Here is a 16154-nt window from a genome sequence, read left to right as displayed (position 1 = left end):
GCCTCAGGATTCGGCCGGCTCGCCGGCCCGAGAGAGAATGGCGCGCAGGGTTTCGAGATCGGCGGCACTGAGCGCGGCCAACACATCGGGCGCCGGATCGTCGACCCGGTCGATACGGGCCAGCAGCGCACGGCCGGTTCCGGTGAGCGACACGAGCTTGCTGCGCCGGTTGGTCGGGTCGATCTCACGCACCACCAATCCGCGTTCCTCAAGGTCGTTGACCGCCACCGTGGCGGCCGGGGCGTCGACTGTCGCCGCATGCGCCAGCTGCTTGACTGTCAGCGGGGCCCGCTCGAGGCGGCGCAGGATGCGGATCCGGCTGAACGGCAGGCCGCTCTCCTCGATCACCGCGCGCTTCCAACTGTCGCGGTGATCGAATACCAACCGGGTCAGCGCCCGCCACACCTCGTCGGCCAGTTCGGACTGACTCTTACCCGACATTTCTCACCTCCCGCGCATCGTGCTCACCGATCAGCGGCGCCAACTTCTGCGCCGAGCGCAGCGCCCACGGCGTGGTGGAAACCACGCCCAACGCGAAGATCACCAAACCCAGTGCGGCGCAGACGAACCACAGCGGCCGGGCGGCGACGGCGAAGTCGGCGCCCGTCCCGGCCAGAGCTGCACCGGCGACCGAACCACACAGAGCCACACCGACACTCACCCCGACCTGACGACTGGTCGAGGCCACCGCCGAGGCCGCACCCGCCCGGTCCAGTGGCATACCGCTGACGGCCGTGGTGGTGATCGGCGCATTGACCATCGAGAAGCCGATGCCGAACACCGCGAACATGACCAGCAGCTGCCACACCGGAGTGTCAGCGGTCAGCCGGGTCAACAAGAGCGTCGCGACGGTGATCGTGGCTCCGGCCACCAACAGCGAGGGCCGGCTACCGTACCGGCCGACCAGCCGGCCCGACAGCGGCGAGAAGATCAAGGCCCCGATGGCCACCGGCAGGTAGATCAGACCGGTGTGCATCGCCGAATAGCCCCGTTCGGTCTGCAGGTACAGCGACATCATGAACAGGAATGCCCCGTAGGCGGCGAACGCACAGACCGCGATCAGGGTCGCCGAGGCGAACGGCACGCTGCGGAAGAACCTCAGATCGATAAAGGGGTCGTTGCGACGCGATTCGTACCGCAGAAACGCCGCCAGGGCCACGAAAGCCACAGCGGCGACGGCCAGCGTGCGCGGGTCGGCCCAGCCGTATCCGGGACCCTCGATGAGCACGAACGCGGCGCCGAACAGGAACGCCACCCCGAGCGCCTGGCCCACCGGGTCGAGGTCCCGCATGGTCGCCGACTTCGATTCGGGCACGAAGATCGCGGTGAGTACGACGGCCAGTGCGCAGATCGGCAGGTTGATCCAGAACACCGCGCGCCAATCGACATACTGGATCAGCGCGCCGCCCACGATCGGGCCCAGGGCCATCGAGATACCGACCACGCCGCCCCAGACGCCGATCGCGCGGGCGCGCTCGACGCGGCCGGTGAAAACCTGCGTGATGATCGACATGGCCACCGGGTTGAGCATCGAACCGCCGATGGCCTGCAGCAACCGGGCGGCGATGAGGGTTTCGATGTTGGGTGCGAGACTGCACAGCAGCGAGGCCACCGCGAAGATCGTCAAGCCCAGTTGGAATGTCCGCCTACGGCCGAACCGGTCGCCGGTGGCGCCGGACAGCAGCAGCAGCGAGGCCAGCACCAAGGTGTAGACGTCGACGATCCACTGCAGCTGCGACGGCGAAGCACCCAGATCGTCGCGGATGCTCGGGAGCGCGACGTTGACGATGGTGGCGTCCATCGACACGATCAGCAGGCTGAGACAGCACGAGACGAGGATGATCGCCTTGCGCCGCGCGCTGAGGGTGCCAATGGTTGTATTCACACAACTATTGTGAAACTACAACTGTCGTTCGGGCAAATCGAGTCGCCCGGTCCACCGAATGGCGTTGGGAGACAATCGTCACCGTGAACGAACGGAACGCCCGCGTCGCGGCCGCGGTAACCGCAGCCGGAATCGAACCGGCCATCAGGATCCTCGACGCCGACGCCAAGACCGCCGCTGCGGCAGCCGAACAACTGGGCTGCGAAGTCGGCGCGATCGCCAACAGCCTGGTGTTCGAGTGCGACGGCGAGCCGCTGCTGGTGATGGCCAGCGGCGCCGCCCGGGTCGACACCGGCGTCGTCGCGAATCATCTCGGCGCCACCGACATCCGCAAGGCCGACCCGAAACTCGTCCGCGACGCGACCGGACAGATCATCGGCGGGGTGGCGCCCGTCGGGCACCCCGAACCGTTGCGCACCGTCGTCGACCCGACGCTCGCGTCCTACCCGGTCATCTGGACGGCGGCCGGCACCGCCGATTCGGTAATGCCGCTGACCTACGAGCAGCTATTGACACTCACCGGCGGACTCGCCCTGCCGGTGCGGTGACCCACTGCCGGTGAGCAGACACAAAACTGCCCTAAAACCGGAGTTTTAGGGCAGTTTTACGTCTGCTCGCGAGGGAGACTCAGCGCTTGTTGATGTCCAGGTAATTGCGCTCGGTGTAGCCGGTGTAGATCTGGCGCGGACGGCCGATCTTGTTGGGCTCCGAATGCATCTCACGCCAGTGCGCAATCCAGCCGGGCAGCCGGCCCAGCGCGAACAGCACGGTGAACATGCGGGTCGGGAAACCCATCGCACGGTAGATCACGCCGGTGTAGTAATCGACGTTCGGGTAGAGCTTGCGCTCGATGAAGAAGTCGTCGGTCAACGCGATCTCTTCGAGCTGCTTGGCGATGTCGAGCAGTTCGTCGTCGCCGCCGAGCTTGCCCAGGATCTTGTCGGCCTGCTCCTTGACGATGCGGGCGCGCGGATCGTAGTTCTTGTACACCCGGTGACCGAAGCCCATCAGCTTCACGCCGTCTTCGCGGTTCTTGACCTTCTTGACGAACGTCTGCACATCGTCGTCGCCGGTGCGGATCTTCTCCAGCATCTCCAGCACGGCCTGGTTGGCGCCACCGTGCAACGGGCCCCACAACGCGTTGATGCCACCGGAGATCGAGGTGAATAGGTTGGCCTGCGACGAACCCACCAGACGCACCGTCGAGGTCGAACAGTTCTGCTCGTGATCGGCGTGCAGGATCAGCAGCATGTCCAGAGCACGGACGATCTCGGGATCCACCTCGTAGGGCTCGGCCGGGAAGCCGAACGTCATCCGAAGGAAGTTCTCCACCAGCGTCAGCGAGTTGTCCGGGTACAGGAAAGGCTGCCCCTCGGACTTCTTGTACGCATAGGCGGCGATGGTCGGCAGCTTGGCCAGCAAGCGGATGGTCGACAACTCCACCTGCTTGTTGTCCAGCGGATCCAGCGAATCCTGGTAGTAGGCGCTCAGCGCGTTGACCGCACTGGACAGCACCGGCATCGGATGCGCATTACGCGGGAAGCCGTCGAAGAACCGCTTGAGATCCTCGTGCAGCAGGGTGTGCCGCTGGATCTGGGTGGTGAACGCCTCCAGCTGCTCGGCCGTCGGCAGCTCACCGTAAATCAGCAAATAGCTGACCTCGATGAACGTGGAGTTCTCGGCGAGCTGCTCGATCGGGATACCGCGGTACCGCAGGATGCCGGCATCACCATCGATATAGGTGATCGCGGACTTGGTGGAAGCGGTGTTGACGAAGCCACCATCGAACGTGGTGTAGCCGGTCTTGGCCAGCAACGGACCGAGCGCGATGCCGTCACTGCCCTCGGTGGCATGGACGATATCGAGATCAATCTCGCCACCGGGGTACTTGAGAGTGGCAAGGTCCTGCCCACTCGACGGGTTTTCGGCCACGGGAATCCCTTCATCCTCGTTGGGAAGTCGTTGGGAACCGACTAACTGCTCTACAAAAGGTAGTCGCAATCGATCAGCGCTGCCCGCGGGGGGTTACCAACGGGTCACCACGCACCGCTCTCCGCTTGGTGACGGGCCTGCCTCACAGTGCCCCGATGTGCCTGAGATCCCAGCTCAGCGACAGTTCCAAATTGGCGCGCAGACGCCTGCCGCCCCCCACTTATACTGCTCACGGCAACCCCGTGCGCGATACCGACGTGGTGCCGCACACAGTCAAGGAGGGGGCCGTGGCCGATTGGTCCGGGGGCCAGTTCGGCGTCGGTGGGCAGCCGCCCACACCAGGTTGGCCGACGACGAATCCAAACTTTTCGTCCGCGCCGCCGCCCCACTTTTCCGACTACCCACTGTCCACACCGCCGCCGGTCTTCGGCGCACCGCCGGGAGCGCCGCCGCCCAAGCGCCGCAAAGGCATGGTCATCGGACTGGTGGCGGCCGCGGTGGTGACGGTGCTCGCCGTACTGACGGCGCTGACCGTCGTGATCACGCGCTCGGACTCGGCCGACGGCAGCGGCACGGGCAGCGAAAGCCCGCAAGCCGCGGTGGTGGCGTATCTGGAAGCGCTGGCCCGCGGTGATGCCGCCACCGCCCTGTCCTACGGCAAGTCCCAGCCTGTCTCCACCGAACTGCTGACCGACGAGATCCTCGGCCGCCAGATCGCGAAGTCGCCGATCACCGACATCCGCGTGCTCGATACCACCGGCAACAGCGCCGTATCCCAGGTGCACGTCACGGCCAAGTTCGGCGACGAGGTCTCCGAGGCCAAGCTGCTCGTGGAGAAGCACGACGGGTGGAAGATCTCGAACGCGTCCATCAAGATCGACAAGACTCAGATCGGGCAGAAGGACGCGGAAACCCTCACCGTGTTCGGCAAACCCGTCGACCAGCCCCGCTATGTGTTTCCCGGTTTTGTCGACGTCGGCAGCAGCAGCCCGTACCTCAGCGTCACGTCCAAACCGATGATGCTTCAGGAATTGGCCACCGGAGCGTCGGTGATGTCGATGAGTTTCAAGCTCAGCGACTCCGGCGAGCAGGCGATCCGCGCCGCGATAACGGACTCGTTCGCACTGTGCACCAATTCCAACCTGATCAGGCCGCCGGGCTGCCCGGTGCGGATCGAGGCGCCGAATTACGTTGACGGCACAGCCGAATGGGGCCCCATCGAAGGCGCCGACACGTTCAAGATCATCCCGCTGACCAGTGCGATGACGGCCTCGCTGATCGGCACGCTCACCACGACGATCACCGCGCAGCACAGCGGCGGCGCCGTCCCGACGAACACCGTGACAGTGCCGGTGTCCGGGACCGCGGACCTGTCGACAAGCCCACCCAAGCTGACCTGGAACTGAGACCTGAACGAGCGGGGAGAACGCCGATGACATACCCACCACAGCCACCGCCGGGGTGGAACCAACCCTCTGGCAGTCCATTTGGCTCCAACGATCCGTTCGGGCAGACCCCTCAGTGGCCGAATTACGGCCAGCAGCCGCCGACGTGGTCGGGGTACGGCGAGGCACCGCCTTCCGACGCTCCGCCGCCCAATCGGAACAACACCGGGTGGATCCTGGGCACGGTCGCCGGAGTGCTCATTGTCGCGCTCCTCCTCGGCGGTCTGCTCTGGAAGCTGAACTACGGGAACAAGAACGACACCAAGCACACCGCCGACTCCACCACGACCTCGTCGGTGACCAAGGCCGCGCCGAGCACCACCAAGACGACTCCCTCCTCGACGGCCCCGGCCGCCCCGGCCGCCCCGGCCGGCTGTGAGGGCCGCACCGCCGGTCCGGGTCCCCAGACACCGGCCGGATGGTTGACGGTGACCACTGCTCGGGGACTCGCCTACGACGTCCCCGGGGACTGGACGGTCGAGGAATGCAGCACCGGTGTCGGCTGGGAAAAGCCTTGCCCCGACGGACCGTTCGGCTACTGCCCAGTGCGGCTCCTCAAGGGCGCGGCCAGCATGCCCAACAAGCTGTGCCCGAAGGGCAGCAGTGCCGTCACCGGAGTGGCGTCGATCACGGACGTCACGGATGTGAACGAGTCCGCCACGCTGGACGCCAAGCTCGCGACCAAGATCTTCACCTCGGACAAGGGCGCGGTGCCGTCGGTCTCGCTCGGAGCACCACGCAGCCTCACCGTCTCCGGAGCGCCCGCAGCCCAAGTGGTGGCGACCGTCACCGGCATTCAAGACGACTGCACCGGTAGCTCGGCGCTCTATTCGGTGGTGTCCACCACCGTGCCGGGTCAGTCCGGCACCGTGAACTTCATCATCGATCTGGAGCAGGGCTTTCCCGGCGCGGCCGATCCGAGTGTGGTCGACCAGATCGTGGGGACACTGCGCCGGATCGACTAGGGCGCGTCTGACAACTGGGGCAGCCAGACGGTGATGATGCGTATCGCGAATCAAGCCCCGCGTGAGTAACACTGTGGCGATTTTCGGCGTGGATTTCCGCCACAGCGTTACTGACGCGACCACCAATGGGCCAGTGCCGCACCGAGATTGCGCTGAGGGACAGAAATGGTGCTGATGTTGTCCCTGGCCTCAGTTTCGATGCGGACCGGGGCGCTTCGCGCGTACGACGGCGGCGCGGTCGACGATTATCCCGGTATCCGCGAGAGGATCTCAGCGGCGGCCGCTTCCGCGCGGCCGCCCGGGTCCGGGCTCATGAACACCACGTCGATTACGACGTTCGACTTGGCCACCACAGCACGCGTAGGACGCTGACCTCGCAACTGCCCTTCCACCACAGTGCTGCTCAGCAGCATGATCGACGAGTTCGTCGCCGAGCGGGTCACCGTACCGACGTCGTAGACGACCGGCCCGGCTGGGGTTGTGTGCGTGACAGTCCCGAGGCATCCCTGCCATACCTTCTCGATCGCGTCGACCTGTTGGCTCGCGGCGGATGCATCGGCGTACAGCGTCGCTCGTTCATCGAGGATGCCCAGTGCAAACATCGTCTTCACATCTACGCTGGCGAAAGATCGATCTTGGGTCGCGGTGTAGCCGCTGTTCGCGTAAATGCCGGGGCTTCCGGTGGCTATGACCGGGGGACATTCCGTTGGTGTGGTTGTCAATTCGGCAGCGTTTCTCAATACGGTCAAGTCGAACGTGCTGTATCCGTCGTTCAAGCCGACGAGTCGGACGGCGTCATCGAGGTTGAGCAGCAAGCCGGGCAGCTGTGCTTCGGTGACCAACGGTAACGGCGGGGGTTGCGGCGTCGTTGTGGTCGTTGCCGTGGTGGTCACCGGGCTGTGCGTTGCGGGCACGGTCGTCTTGGCCTCGGTTGTCATGGTGTTCGACGAACTCGGGATCACCGCCCAGATCACCAGCGCCGCAACGGCAACCACGATCAACGTATACGAGAGACTCAGCCCCACCAGGGCACGATCCCGACCCCGCTGCCCGGTGCGCTTGATCTGCGACAGACCCAGATGGCCCAACACCGCACCCACCGGAGCGAACAGGAACGCGAACACCACCGACAACGTCGCGAAGGTATTGGCCTCATCGCGCGGCGCCGGCGACAGCGGTGGCGGCGGACCTGCCGGAACAACCGGCGGCGCCATGTACGGCGCCTGCCCCGACGGATATTGCCCAAACGGTGCGTCACCAAACGGAGAACCGCCGAACGGATCCTGCGGACCCCCAAAACCACCCTGCGTCATATCAACCCGGAATTCTGTCGAAGATTCGTTTGACCACGGTGACCGCCTCGTCGGTCACTCCGACGCCGAGAACGTGCACGTCGACCAGGACATTGGCCTTGGCGCCGATCGCGCGCAGCATCCACGATTGCGATCCCTGATTGCTGCTGCGCAACGCGATAATTCCGTCTTCCTGTTCCTCCGGCCCGCCGAGGACGAAGTGCGTCGATCGGCCGTCTGGGATGGTCCACGTGAATGTCTTACCGGCACACCCGCGCCACAGTTCGAGGTTGCGGGCGAGTGCCCGCTGCGCCGTCGCGGCGTCAGCGAACGTCGCCACGCCTTCGTAGGCCTGCAGGTCGGCATTGGGGCTCTCGTACTGCGAGATTCCCGCGGTCTTGAGGTAGCCGCTGTTCTCGTACGGCAGTGGCATGAACATGCTGAACGAACTGGCACATTCGACCGGGCTGTACGTGTGACCTTCCGGTAGGCCGATGTCCTGCGGCTTCCCGTCGGTGATCAGCTGCGGTTTCTTCGTGATCTCTTGCATCTCGGCCAGGCTCGGGAGCAGGCCCGCCATCTGAGGCTCGGTGACGAGCGGTGGCGGCGCGACGGTCGTCGTCGTTGTAGTGGCAGGAGCCGTATTCTTCGTCGTCGCTTCAGTTGTCGTGGTGGTCGACGAACTCGGCACCACCGCCCAAATCACCAGCGCCGCAACGGCCACCACGATCAGCGCGTACGACAGACTCAGCCCCACCAGGGCACGATCCCGACCCCGCTGCCCGGTGCGCTTGATCTGCGACAGACCCAGATGCCCCAACACTGCCCCCGCCGGGGCGAACACGAAGGCGAACACCACCGACAACGTCGCCAACGTATTGGCCTCGTCATTCGGCGGCGCCGGCGGCTGCGGTGGACCCGGAACCATCGGCGGCCCACCGTATGGCGGCTGACCTGACGAATACTGCCCGAAAGGCGCACTGCCAAACGGAGAACCACCAAAGGGATCCTGTGGACCCCCGAAACCACCTTGCGTCATGTCAACCCGGAATCTTGTCGAGAATGTGATTGGCGATCACGACGTGCTCGCGGCCGTGCCGCTGCGCAAAGACCTGCGTATCCACCAACACGTTCGCCTTGACCGCAATCGCGCGGCTCATCACCACTTCCGGGGAACCCGGACTGACGCTGACCAACGAGGTCACATCGCCATCAACCTCGGGTGCGCCGAGATTGAAATCCATAACCCCACCAGACCCCGAGGTGACCTTCAGGACCCGGCCCGCACAGCGGTGCCAGACGTCCTGATAGCCCACCAGCGCCTGTCTGGCCGCCGCGGCACTGGGGAACCGGACGACAGCCTCACCGGTGACGACGTTGTCGGCAGCCACATGGGACGGCCCGTACACCTCACGGTAGTCACTACCCGCATACCCCTGAGGCGTAAGAGCCACGAACGAGCCGGCGCATTCGGCCGGGTCGAACGTGAACACGTCGGGCGGCTGATCCTGGACCCGGGTCTGGGTTTGTGAGCTGGTCACTGTGTCGTCGTTGAGAAGGTCACGCATCTCGGCCAGGTTGGGCACCAGGCTGGGTAGGTCCTTGGCTGCCACGGTCGGCTCCGCCGGCGGCGAACTGGTGCTCGTTGGCGATGCGGACGGTGAACTCGTCTGCGATGTAACCGGTTTCGAGTCGACGCCCTTGGTATCGATGACGGCCCACACCACCAGCCCCACCACAGCCAGCAGGATGACCGCATACGACAGGGTCAACCCCACCAGCGCACGGTCACGACCTCGCTGCCCGGTGCGCTTGATCTGTGACAGTCCCAGATGGCCCAACACCGCACCCACCGGGGCGAACACGAACGCGAACACCACCGACAACGTCGCCAACGAGTTGACCTCGTCATGCGGCGGCGGCCCCGCAGGGGCCATCGGCGGACCCGCGTACGGCGGCTGCCCGAACGGATTCTGTCCGAACGGGTTGCCCCCGAACGGATCTTGAGTGGTCACCTACAACACCCCGAAGCTCGAGGTGACCCACCGGATCGGGTCGGCGCACCGGAACGGGGCGATCCCCCGGGAATGCAGCTTGTTGCCGCTGGGCGGCTGCCCGAGCGCAGACACCACAAAATAGCGATGCGGCAACACGATTCCCGTCGACGGGTTCTCCACCGCGGCCACGATCGCGCCGCCGTGCAGACGAGTCAGCAGACTTCGCACTTCCTCGTGCAACAGTTGCCCACCGAGTTCGTCATAACGCGGGGCATCGGAGGTATCCCGCAGATAGGCCGCGCCGGTGTTGGACATGATCATGCTCCACTCGGAGCCCTCGACATTCCGCAACGTCCGAAGCGCATCGAACTTCGACAGGATCACCGCGAGCTTCGGCTGCCCCTGCCCCACAGCCATCAGCAGGTTGTTCAGCACCGAGCGAGGATCGCCGCCGCTGAACTGCTGGGCCGGCAACAGATCGCGCAACTGATCGCGGATCGTCTGCACCCGCAGGGGATCGAACATGAAGAACACCGCGTCGGCGTTGGCGAAGAACCGGAACGGTGGCGTGTGCAGATCGCCGGATTCCATGTCCTCACCGGCCACATCGCGCAGGACCAGGAACCGCCGCACCCCGTGCCAACCACCGATCGAGAACACCAGCGGCTCCCGCTGGCTGGACGCCTGGGTGTGCATCGTGGGCGTGGGAGGGATCAGCCCGCGCTGCACGTAGAGCGGAGTTTCGTAGTTCGCCTCATAGGCCTGCGCGGTGGCTCGGGTGACGGGTTCCATTGACACACCGAGCCGTTCGCACAGTAGCTCCAGCTGTTTGACCAGAACCGCGATGTAGAGACTCTTACCGGTAGCCCGGGCACCGGCCATCGCGATGCAGATCGCATGCCCGTGCCGCCAGCCCTCGGGCAGCGTGTAGTGGCACACCGTGCAGATCTCGACTGCGGGTCCCTGCAGGGCGTGGCTCGCATCCGCCGTCGACGGCGGTGGACCGTTGTGGCCGGGCGTGCGGGTCCAGGTGTAGAGCGGACCACACTCGGCCGGCGCACCGAGGTAGGCCGAGGCGACGTCGTCGCGGTAGCGGGCCGCGCCCGGCTGGGGAATCAACGTCCACAGGAAGTGGTTCGGATTCAGCAGCGAGAAGCAGCGTGGGCACTTCGTCACGTCAACGCCCGCACCAACGCCGCCGTGATGCGATCCAGCACCGGCGGATGGGCCAGCAGTTCGGCCCCGGCCTCGTTACCCGGACGGGGTGACGGCAGCCGCGCACCGTCCGCGTCGAGGCGCCGGTCGTTGGACAGCGCCAATACCGGAAACTGCTGCCGCACCGCCAAAGTGGGAAAGTCGGAACAGACGACGGTACGCGCCGGGCCGGCGGGCAAGCGTGACCACCGGGCCCCTGCCGACCACCGCGGTTCGGCCTGGCGGAGCGCGTCCACCAGCGCAGCGGCGTCGCCTGCCGGCACCGGCGTCACCTCGGCACCGACCAACACCGCCGATACGGCCCGTACGCCGATCGCATCGGCCACCCCGACCACGATGTCGGCTGCCGCGAACGTGCTGCCGTCGGCGAACCACCGCCGCATCGACGCCGACGTGTCGACGGCCAGCACCACCGAGCCCTCGGAATTCCCCGGGCCCCGTCCGGTGACCTTGCGCGCGGACGTGCGGGCCGCGGATGCCAAGGGGCTCATCGGCGTATCGGCCACCGCACTGACGGCCACCTCGATCTGCGTGCCGTTCGGGGTGAGCGCGGCGAAAGTGACGACGGTGTCGCCGCCGACGTCGACAGGATCGAACATCACCTGGACCGGGTCGACGTCACCGGGGTTGTCGTGCGCGATCGCCAAATGGATGAGCGTGCCCGAACCGAACCGGTCGGCACCGACGGGCCGCACGACGATCGTCACCGGCCCGGTCAGGCTCGGCAGCACCGCCTGGTGTGCCGTGGAGCGCACCACCGGTTGGTCCGGACCACCCTGCACTTCCAACGCGGCGCCACCGACGGCGCCGGTGATCGACACGGTCAGAGCCTGATTCGGAATCTGCACACGCTGATTGCGTGCACCCATCACGTAGATCGGCATCAGCGGCTCCCCCGCAGTCGGGCTGCCAGCGTCGGTTGTACATCAGCGCGGCGCGTCAACAGCCTGCTCACCACTTTTCGGTATCGGCGCAGCGCGCCGTCGGACATGTCTCCGGACATCTGCGCCATCAACATCGCCGCCCCCTCGACCTCGTGATCGTCATTCTGTAAGGGTGCTGCCACGTGCTCGGCCAGCTGCGCCAGGACCGCCTCGACACCGCTCAGCGGGGTCTCGTTATCCTCGGCTGCCACCGTATGCAGCAGGCTGACCGCGAGCACCACGTGCGGGGAAATCTCGCATCCGTCCACCAGTGGGAGCACCCGGCGGACCGCCTCCGCGGCCAGGTCAGGATCCGCCGCAAGCATGTGACAGCCATCCGGGAAGGGTTGTCCGGCAATGGTTCCCAGCAGCGCGAAGGTCAGCAGCCCCGCCGAGAAATCGCGGTGGACGTCGCCTTGCCGAGCCGTGGCAAGCGCCTGCTCCCAGAACGGGAGGTAAGCCCGCTGATGGGTATCCACATAACGCTGCTGCATCCACTGCAGCGGGGTGATGTGCCGTACCGCCGCGTGGGCAACAGCAGCACTGTCGTCATTGCCGTCGATCACCTTGGCGGCCAACCGGTCCAACTCGGGCGAATCGGGTGCGCCCAGAAGTGTGCGGACAGCGGCCGCGCCGGGCAGTGCACCGTCGCCGACGACAGCCAGCAGATCAGCCGGATCCCACACGGAATCACCCGCCACCTGGACGAACCTCGGCGAGCCCGACACCCCCAGCCACCAGAGCTCGGCCACCCGGTCTCCCCGGGCAGACGGACCCCGCCGCGCGGCTCTTACCCCACGTACCGCTGCCCGGGTCCAGCCGGAATCCCACGGCCGCGACCGGGAAAGCTCTGCAGCGGCAGGAAAGTCGACCCCGTCGGCCAGCCAGTCCAGCAAGCCGTCACCGATGACCCCGGCCGCCACGTCGCCGGGCGACGTGCGGAACAGTGCGGCAGCCAATGTCAGCTTGCCCTGGGAGCCGAGTCGTCGACTCAATTCTGCGGCGTGCGACGGGTCTTCGATCTGCGCCACCAGGTCGCTACGCAATGCTGCCACCAGCCGGTCGTCCCGCACACCCGCCCGCTGCAGAAGGTCCACCACGGCCAGCACCCGCTCGGGTCCGGTATCGCGGGCCCGCTGCAGCGCCGGTCCGATCGCCGCCTGCACCTCGGGCGGCGTCGATCTACCATGAAACACCCTCGGCCCCAACGGTGTCGGACCAGGCCGTGCCAGCCAGGCGTCGTCGGTAAGCGCTCGGCACAGGTAGCTGACATCGGCGAAATCAGCAGCGGCGCCACCTGCCAGGCTCTGCACCGCCTGCCAGGCCTCGGCGGTGGTCGTTCCCACCACCTCCCCCATGACACCTGAAATAGTCTGGGCTGCAGCAGATCCCGTAGCCACCCCCGGTGGCGAATACGTGGTGATGACGTCGTGCGCCTCATCGATCGCGTCGGCGAACTCCGCGTTGGCCGCCACTGCCATCGCCATCGGCCATGCCGGATGCAATCCGGCATCGGACACCTCCCCGGCGAACCGGTCGATATCGTCGAGCACAGTCCGCGCCGATGCCGGGTCCAGCAACACCACCTGCGCCATGGCCGACCATGCGGTGACCTCGATGGCCTGCCCGGCCGCGGTGCGGTGGGGTTCCCCGCCCAGTTCACCGAGAGAGATCAGGTCGGCCTCGCCGATGCCGACCACTCCCGCCGGTACCGCGTCCAGGTCCCCGATCGGCACCGCGGTCAGGTGCTGGCCGCTCTGCAGAGCCAGGGCCAGCTGATCGGCGCGGTCAAACGTCGAAAAACTCAGATCTGTCGCGGTTCCGGACGACATCAGGAAGCTGACCAGCCCGATCCAGTGCGCGGCCGATTCGGCCGATTCAGCCCCCAGCACCACCGGCGGACCACCGGCGAGGGCGGCGAGAACCGCGTCCAAAAGCCCGAACAGGGTGGTCAGGCGCCACGTGGTGGAATCGAGTGCGAACGCGATCACACTGTCCTTCGTCACCACCACACCCGGCTCCGGGGCGCGCGGCGGCAGGGCCGCACGGGCGACGGCCGCCGGTCCGTACGGGCGCAGCCACTGCGCCGACCGCCACCATTCGATCGGCCGGCGCGCGGCATCGGGTTGACGGTCCAGCAACACGTGGGCGAACACGTTGCCGGGACGGCCGGTGCTGTCGGACCCGGCCGGGATCGAATGCCAGTAGCCGGCCGCACCGCTGTCCAGCGGGCGGTACGCGAACCGGCGCGGGCCCCGCTCCAACTCTTCAGGTGTCGGATAGGCAGGCAACGGCTCGACCGGATGGAACACCGTACGCACACCGGCGATCAGCTGTTGTGTCTCGTCGGCAGTCAACCCTCCGGTGGACTCCTTGACCTGCCAGCCGCCGGCAGACCCGACCTTGTCGAACGAGGTGTAGGCCAACTGGCCGTAGCGCGTGGTCATCGCGCCGGCGGGCTGAGTCGCAGGGTCTCCACCGGCGGGTCGAGCAAAGCGATGACCCGAAGCCGCGCGGGCGTGGGAGTGTTCACGAACAACCTGATCCATCCTTGCAAGCCGCGCACATCGGCGGCCCACAGCTCGCCCGCGCCCGTCGTGGTGAGGGCCGTCCAGCGCAACTCCTTCGACGGCCGGTCGCCGATCTGACCCTGCTCGGTGAGCGGAGCGACGTCGACGGCCTGACCGTCATGTACGCCGAGCGGAATCCGCTGCGGATTGTTGACCAACACGAACGCCGGAGACCCCGGCAGGTCGTGTTCGGAGCGCATCGCGATAGTGGCGGAAACCGGAAAACCGTTGGGGTCACGAACAATCTGCACGGCGTACTGCAGCCGGAGCAGACCGGCGTATTCAGTGCTCGTGACCGCACCGGTCACACGCCGTCCACCGGAGAACGCCACCGGCGCCAGGTGCAGCGAGCAGCCGCCGACCGGCAGCTGCCCCGTCAACTGCATGCCGCCGTACTTCTCGTACTCCTGAAGAGAGATCTCGAAGGACTTGCCGGTGAGCCCGTCACGCGGATCGTGGCCCTTGGGAGCCAGGTACATCACGACACCTGCCGCGCCGTCGGGCCAGTCGAATGTCAGCACCTGCTTGTTGCAGTACTCGGCCAGCTCGACGTCGCTGATGGTCCCGGTGCGCACCGAGGACAGCGTCTTGCCCAGCAGTGCACGCCCGCCCAGCAGGGTCACCGGAGTCAGGTACGCACGGCTCCAATCGGCCGGCCACGACACCGCGACCAACACCGACTCCGGCCGGCCGTCCGGTGTGTGCCGCGTGACCACCGGCTGGGTCAGCTGCAGTTCTGGAGTGAGCCCTACCTGTTCGAGGGCGTCCTCGGCCAGTTCGGCGGAATCGGCGCCGGCGTTGGGCCCGTTCTCGCTGCGGTAGATCACCACACGTCCGGCGGGCGGAGGCGTCCAGGTCAGGTCGAACACCGAGCCGTCACCACCGGCCACCACAGCCAGGTCTGTGACCGGCTCCAAGACCGCCGACACCGCGACGTCGGCCTGGACCGCTTCGGACAGCCGCAGCACGCCGTCCACGGTGGCCGCGCAACGGGCCCGGTACAGATAGCGCTGTCCGCGAACGGTGTCGGTGTCGATGAACCCGGAAAGGTTGGCACTGTCGGCCAGGATCCGATACTGAGGGCCGTCACGTCCGGCGTCTTCGGCCGGGATGCGGTAGATGAACACCGCGCTCACCCCGGGCGGGACCGCCCACTGACCGATGACCCGTCCGGAGTCCTCGCGGATGTCGAATGCGGTGAGCGGGCTGACCAGCACTCCGGCCGCGTACAGCACCGGTTGGGCGGCGAGCGCGTCGGCACGCGACGGCCCGACGTTCACCCATACCTGGAAGTGCCTGGCCGCCGACGTGGCGGGCCGGGCGTCTGCGGCGTACGGGGTGTCGGTGGCGGCCACCAGATCCGCACGGTCCGGCGCGTACGGTGCGTCGCCCTCGGCGCTGACCAGTCGGTAGAGCACCACCGCCGCAGCCGGCTCGTAGGGCGGCCAGCTCAAGTCCAGCGCGGCCCCGTCCGGGCGTCGCCGGAGCGCGATGTTGTGGCTCGGCGGCTGCTGGGCGCCGAACGTGAACGGCGCGAAATCAGCTGCGCTCAACGCTGTTTCGGCCGGTGGCGGTAGGGGCGGCGGTGGCGGCGGAGACAGCTCAGGCGACGCCGGCGGTGTCACGGATTCGGTTGCGGACGCGGCAGTCCGGTGCCGCCCCGAGGCATCCTCTGCCGCCGGACTCACACCGCCCAACTCGGCCAGCACCCGAGCCATGTCCTCGGCATGCTCGGCCACCGACCCCGGCAGCATGGCCCGGATCCTTTCGACGTCGGTGCAACCCGACCGCAACACAAGGCGCACATGGGCTTCCTTGAAGCTGCGGGCAGCGACCGCCCCGGAGTCGAGCAGCTGCTGCCGCCAGGCCAGCAGCGGCGCCAACCGTGGATCGTCGTCGTTGTCGGGGGCGGGACGTGGATCATTCATCG

At 66.8% G+C, this 16154-nt stretch carries 13 protein-coding genes; 3 read left to right on the top strand and 10 right to left on the bottom strand.

The genetic code is table 11. From position 1 onward, the window contains the following. Nucleotides 1-3: 3 nt before the first annotated feature. Nucleotides 4-441 carry a MarR family winged helix-turn-helix transcriptional regulator gene (locus ACZYZF_RS23955; RefSeq protein ID WP_463747156.1) on the bottom strand — a complete coding sequence of 146 codons (438 nt, stop codon included), beginning with the start codon at nucleotides 439-441 and terminating at the stop codon, nucleotides 4-6. Next, complete coding sequence (locus ACZYZF_RS23950; protein ID WP_463747155.1) at nucleotides 431-1885, bottom strand: MFS transporter; 1455 nt, start codon at nucleotides 1883-1885, stop codon at nucleotides 431-433. Before ACZYZF_RS23950 ends, ACZYZF_RS23955 begins: the two co-directional genes overlap by 11 nt. Before the next feature lie 83 nt (nucleotides 1886-1968). Between ACZYZF_RS23950 and ACZYZF_RS23945 the strand changes: the two genes are divergently transcribed. After that, nucleotides 1969-2433 (top strand): YbaK/EbsC family protein, encoded by a 465-nt coding sequence (locus ACZYZF_RS23945; RefSeq protein ID WP_463747154.1) that lies wholly within the window; start codon nucleotides 1969-1971, stop codon nucleotides 2431-2433. 79 nt (nucleotides 2434-2512) lie between these two features. Here the strand turns inward: ACZYZF_RS23945 and ACZYZF_RS23940 are convergent, their stop codons facing one another. Then, the gene (locus tag ACZYZF_RS23940) at nucleotides 2513-3817 is read right to left on the bottom strand and encodes a citrate synthase (RefSeq protein ID WP_463747153.1); all 1305 of its coding nucleotides are present in this window, start codon (nucleotides 3815-3817) and stop codon (nucleotides 2513-2515) included. Between the two features lie 287 nt (nucleotides 3818-4104). Between ACZYZF_RS23940 and ACZYZF_RS23935 the strand changes: the two genes are divergently transcribed. Further along, nucleotides 4105-5223 carry a nuclear transport factor 2 family protein gene (locus ACZYZF_RS23935; RefSeq protein WP_463836999.1) on the top strand — a complete coding sequence of 373 codons (1119 nt, stop codon included), beginning with the start codon at nucleotides 4105-4107 and terminating at the stop codon, nucleotides 5221-5223. A 26-nt stretch (nucleotides 5224-5249) separates the two neighbouring features. Then, the gene (locus tag ACZYZF_RS23930) at nucleotides 5250-6227 is read left to right on the top strand and encodes a DUF8017 domain-containing protein (RefSeq protein ID WP_463836998.1); all 978 of its coding nucleotides are present in this window, start codon (nucleotides 5250-5252) and stop codon (nucleotides 6225-6227) included. A 245-nt stretch (nucleotides 6228-6472) separates the two neighbouring features. Here the strand turns inward: ACZYZF_RS23930 and ACZYZF_RS23925 are convergent, their stop codons facing one another. The 7 genes from ACZYZF_RS23925 to ACZYZF_RS23895 all read right to left on the bottom strand — a co-directional run bounded on the left by ACZYZF_RS23925 (nucleotide 6473) and on the right by ACZYZF_RS23895 (nucleotide 16152). Beyond that, nucleotides 6473-7441 (bottom strand): sensor domain-containing protein, encoded by a 969-nt coding sequence (locus ACZYZF_RS23925; RefSeq protein WP_463747150.1) that lies wholly within the window; start codon nucleotides 7439-7441, stop codon nucleotides 6473-6475. Nucleotides 7442-7541: 100 nt separating this feature from the next. Continuing rightward, nucleotides 7542-8447: a sensor domain-containing protein gene (locus tag ACZYZF_RS23920; protein WP_463747149.1), complete on the bottom strand. Its 906-nt coding sequence runs from the start codon at nucleotides 8445-8447 to the stop codon at nucleotides 7542-7544. A 112-nt stretch (nucleotides 8448-8559) separates the two neighbouring features. Continuing rightward, nucleotides 8560-9534 carry a sensor domain-containing protein gene (locus tag ACZYZF_RS23915; protein WP_463747148.1) on the bottom strand — a complete coding sequence of 325 codons (975 nt, stop codon included), beginning with the start codon at nucleotides 9532-9534 and terminating at the stop codon, nucleotides 8560-8562. Further along, nucleotides 9535-10692 (bottom strand): TRAFAC clade GTPase domain-containing protein, encoded by a 1158-nt coding sequence (locus ACZYZF_RS23910; protein ID WP_463747147.1) that lies wholly within the window; start codon nucleotides 10690-10692, stop codon nucleotides 9535-9537. Then, entirely contained in the window at nucleotides 10689-11615 is a 927-nt protein-coding gene (locus tag ACZYZF_RS23905) for a hypothetical protein (protein WP_463747146.1), read from the bottom strand. The genes ACZYZF_RS23910 and ACZYZF_RS23905 overlap by 4 nt, the downstream gene beginning before the upstream one ends. After that, the gene (locus ACZYZF_RS23900; protein WP_463747145.1) at nucleotides 11615-14101 is read right to left on the bottom strand and encodes a GAP1-N2 domain-containing protein; all 2487 of its coding nucleotides are present in this window, start codon (nucleotides 14099-14101) and stop codon (nucleotides 11615-11617) included. Before ACZYZF_RS23900 ends, ACZYZF_RS23905 begins: the two co-directional genes overlap by 1 nt. Beyond that, the gene (locus tag ACZYZF_RS23895) at nucleotides 14098-16152 is read right to left on the bottom strand and encodes a hypothetical protein (protein WP_463836997.1); all 2055 of its coding nucleotides are present in this window, start codon (nucleotides 16150-16152) and stop codon (nucleotides 14098-14100) included. The genes ACZYZF_RS23900 and ACZYZF_RS23895 overlap by 4 nt, the downstream gene beginning before the upstream one ends. Nucleotides 16153-16154: the final 2 nt, after the last annotated feature.

The organism is Mycobacterium sp. IDUB_24 (assembly GCF_055419385.1).
This window is presented reverse-complemented; position numbering and strand designations above follow the sequence as displayed.

What these genes read in the sequence shown, in the direction of transcription:
- ACZYZF_RS23895 (WP_463836997.1), bottom strand. Translation starts at nt 16,152, where the DNA reads ATGAATGATCCACGTCCCGCCCCCGACAACGACGACGATCCACGGTTG.
- ACZYZF_RS23925 (WP_463747150.1), bottom strand. Translation starts at nt 7,441, where the DNA reads ATGGCGCCGCCGGTTGTTCCGGCAGGTCCGCCGCCACCGCTGTCGCCG.
- ACZYZF_RS23955 (WP_463747156.1), bottom strand. Translation starts at nt 441, where the DNA reads ATGTCGGGTAAGAGTCAGTCCGAACTGGCCGACGAGGTGTGGCGGGCG.
- ACZYZF_RS23900 (WP_463747145.1), bottom strand. Translation starts at nt 14,101, where the DNA reads ATGACCACGCGCTACGGCCAGTTGGCCTACACCTCGTTCGACAAGGTC.
- ACZYZF_RS23930 (WP_463836998.1), top strand. Translation starts at nt 5,250, where the DNA reads ATGACATACCCACCACAGCCACCGCCGGGGTGGAACCAACCCTCTGGC.
- ACZYZF_RS23905 (WP_463747146.1), bottom strand. Translation starts at nt 11,615, where the DNA reads ATGCCGATCTACGTGATGGGTGCACGCAATCAGCGTGTGCAGATTCCG.
- ACZYZF_RS23920 (WP_463747149.1), bottom strand. Translation starts at nt 8,447, where the DNA reads ATGGTTCCGGGTCCACCGCAGCCGCCGGCGCCGCCGAATGACGAGGCC.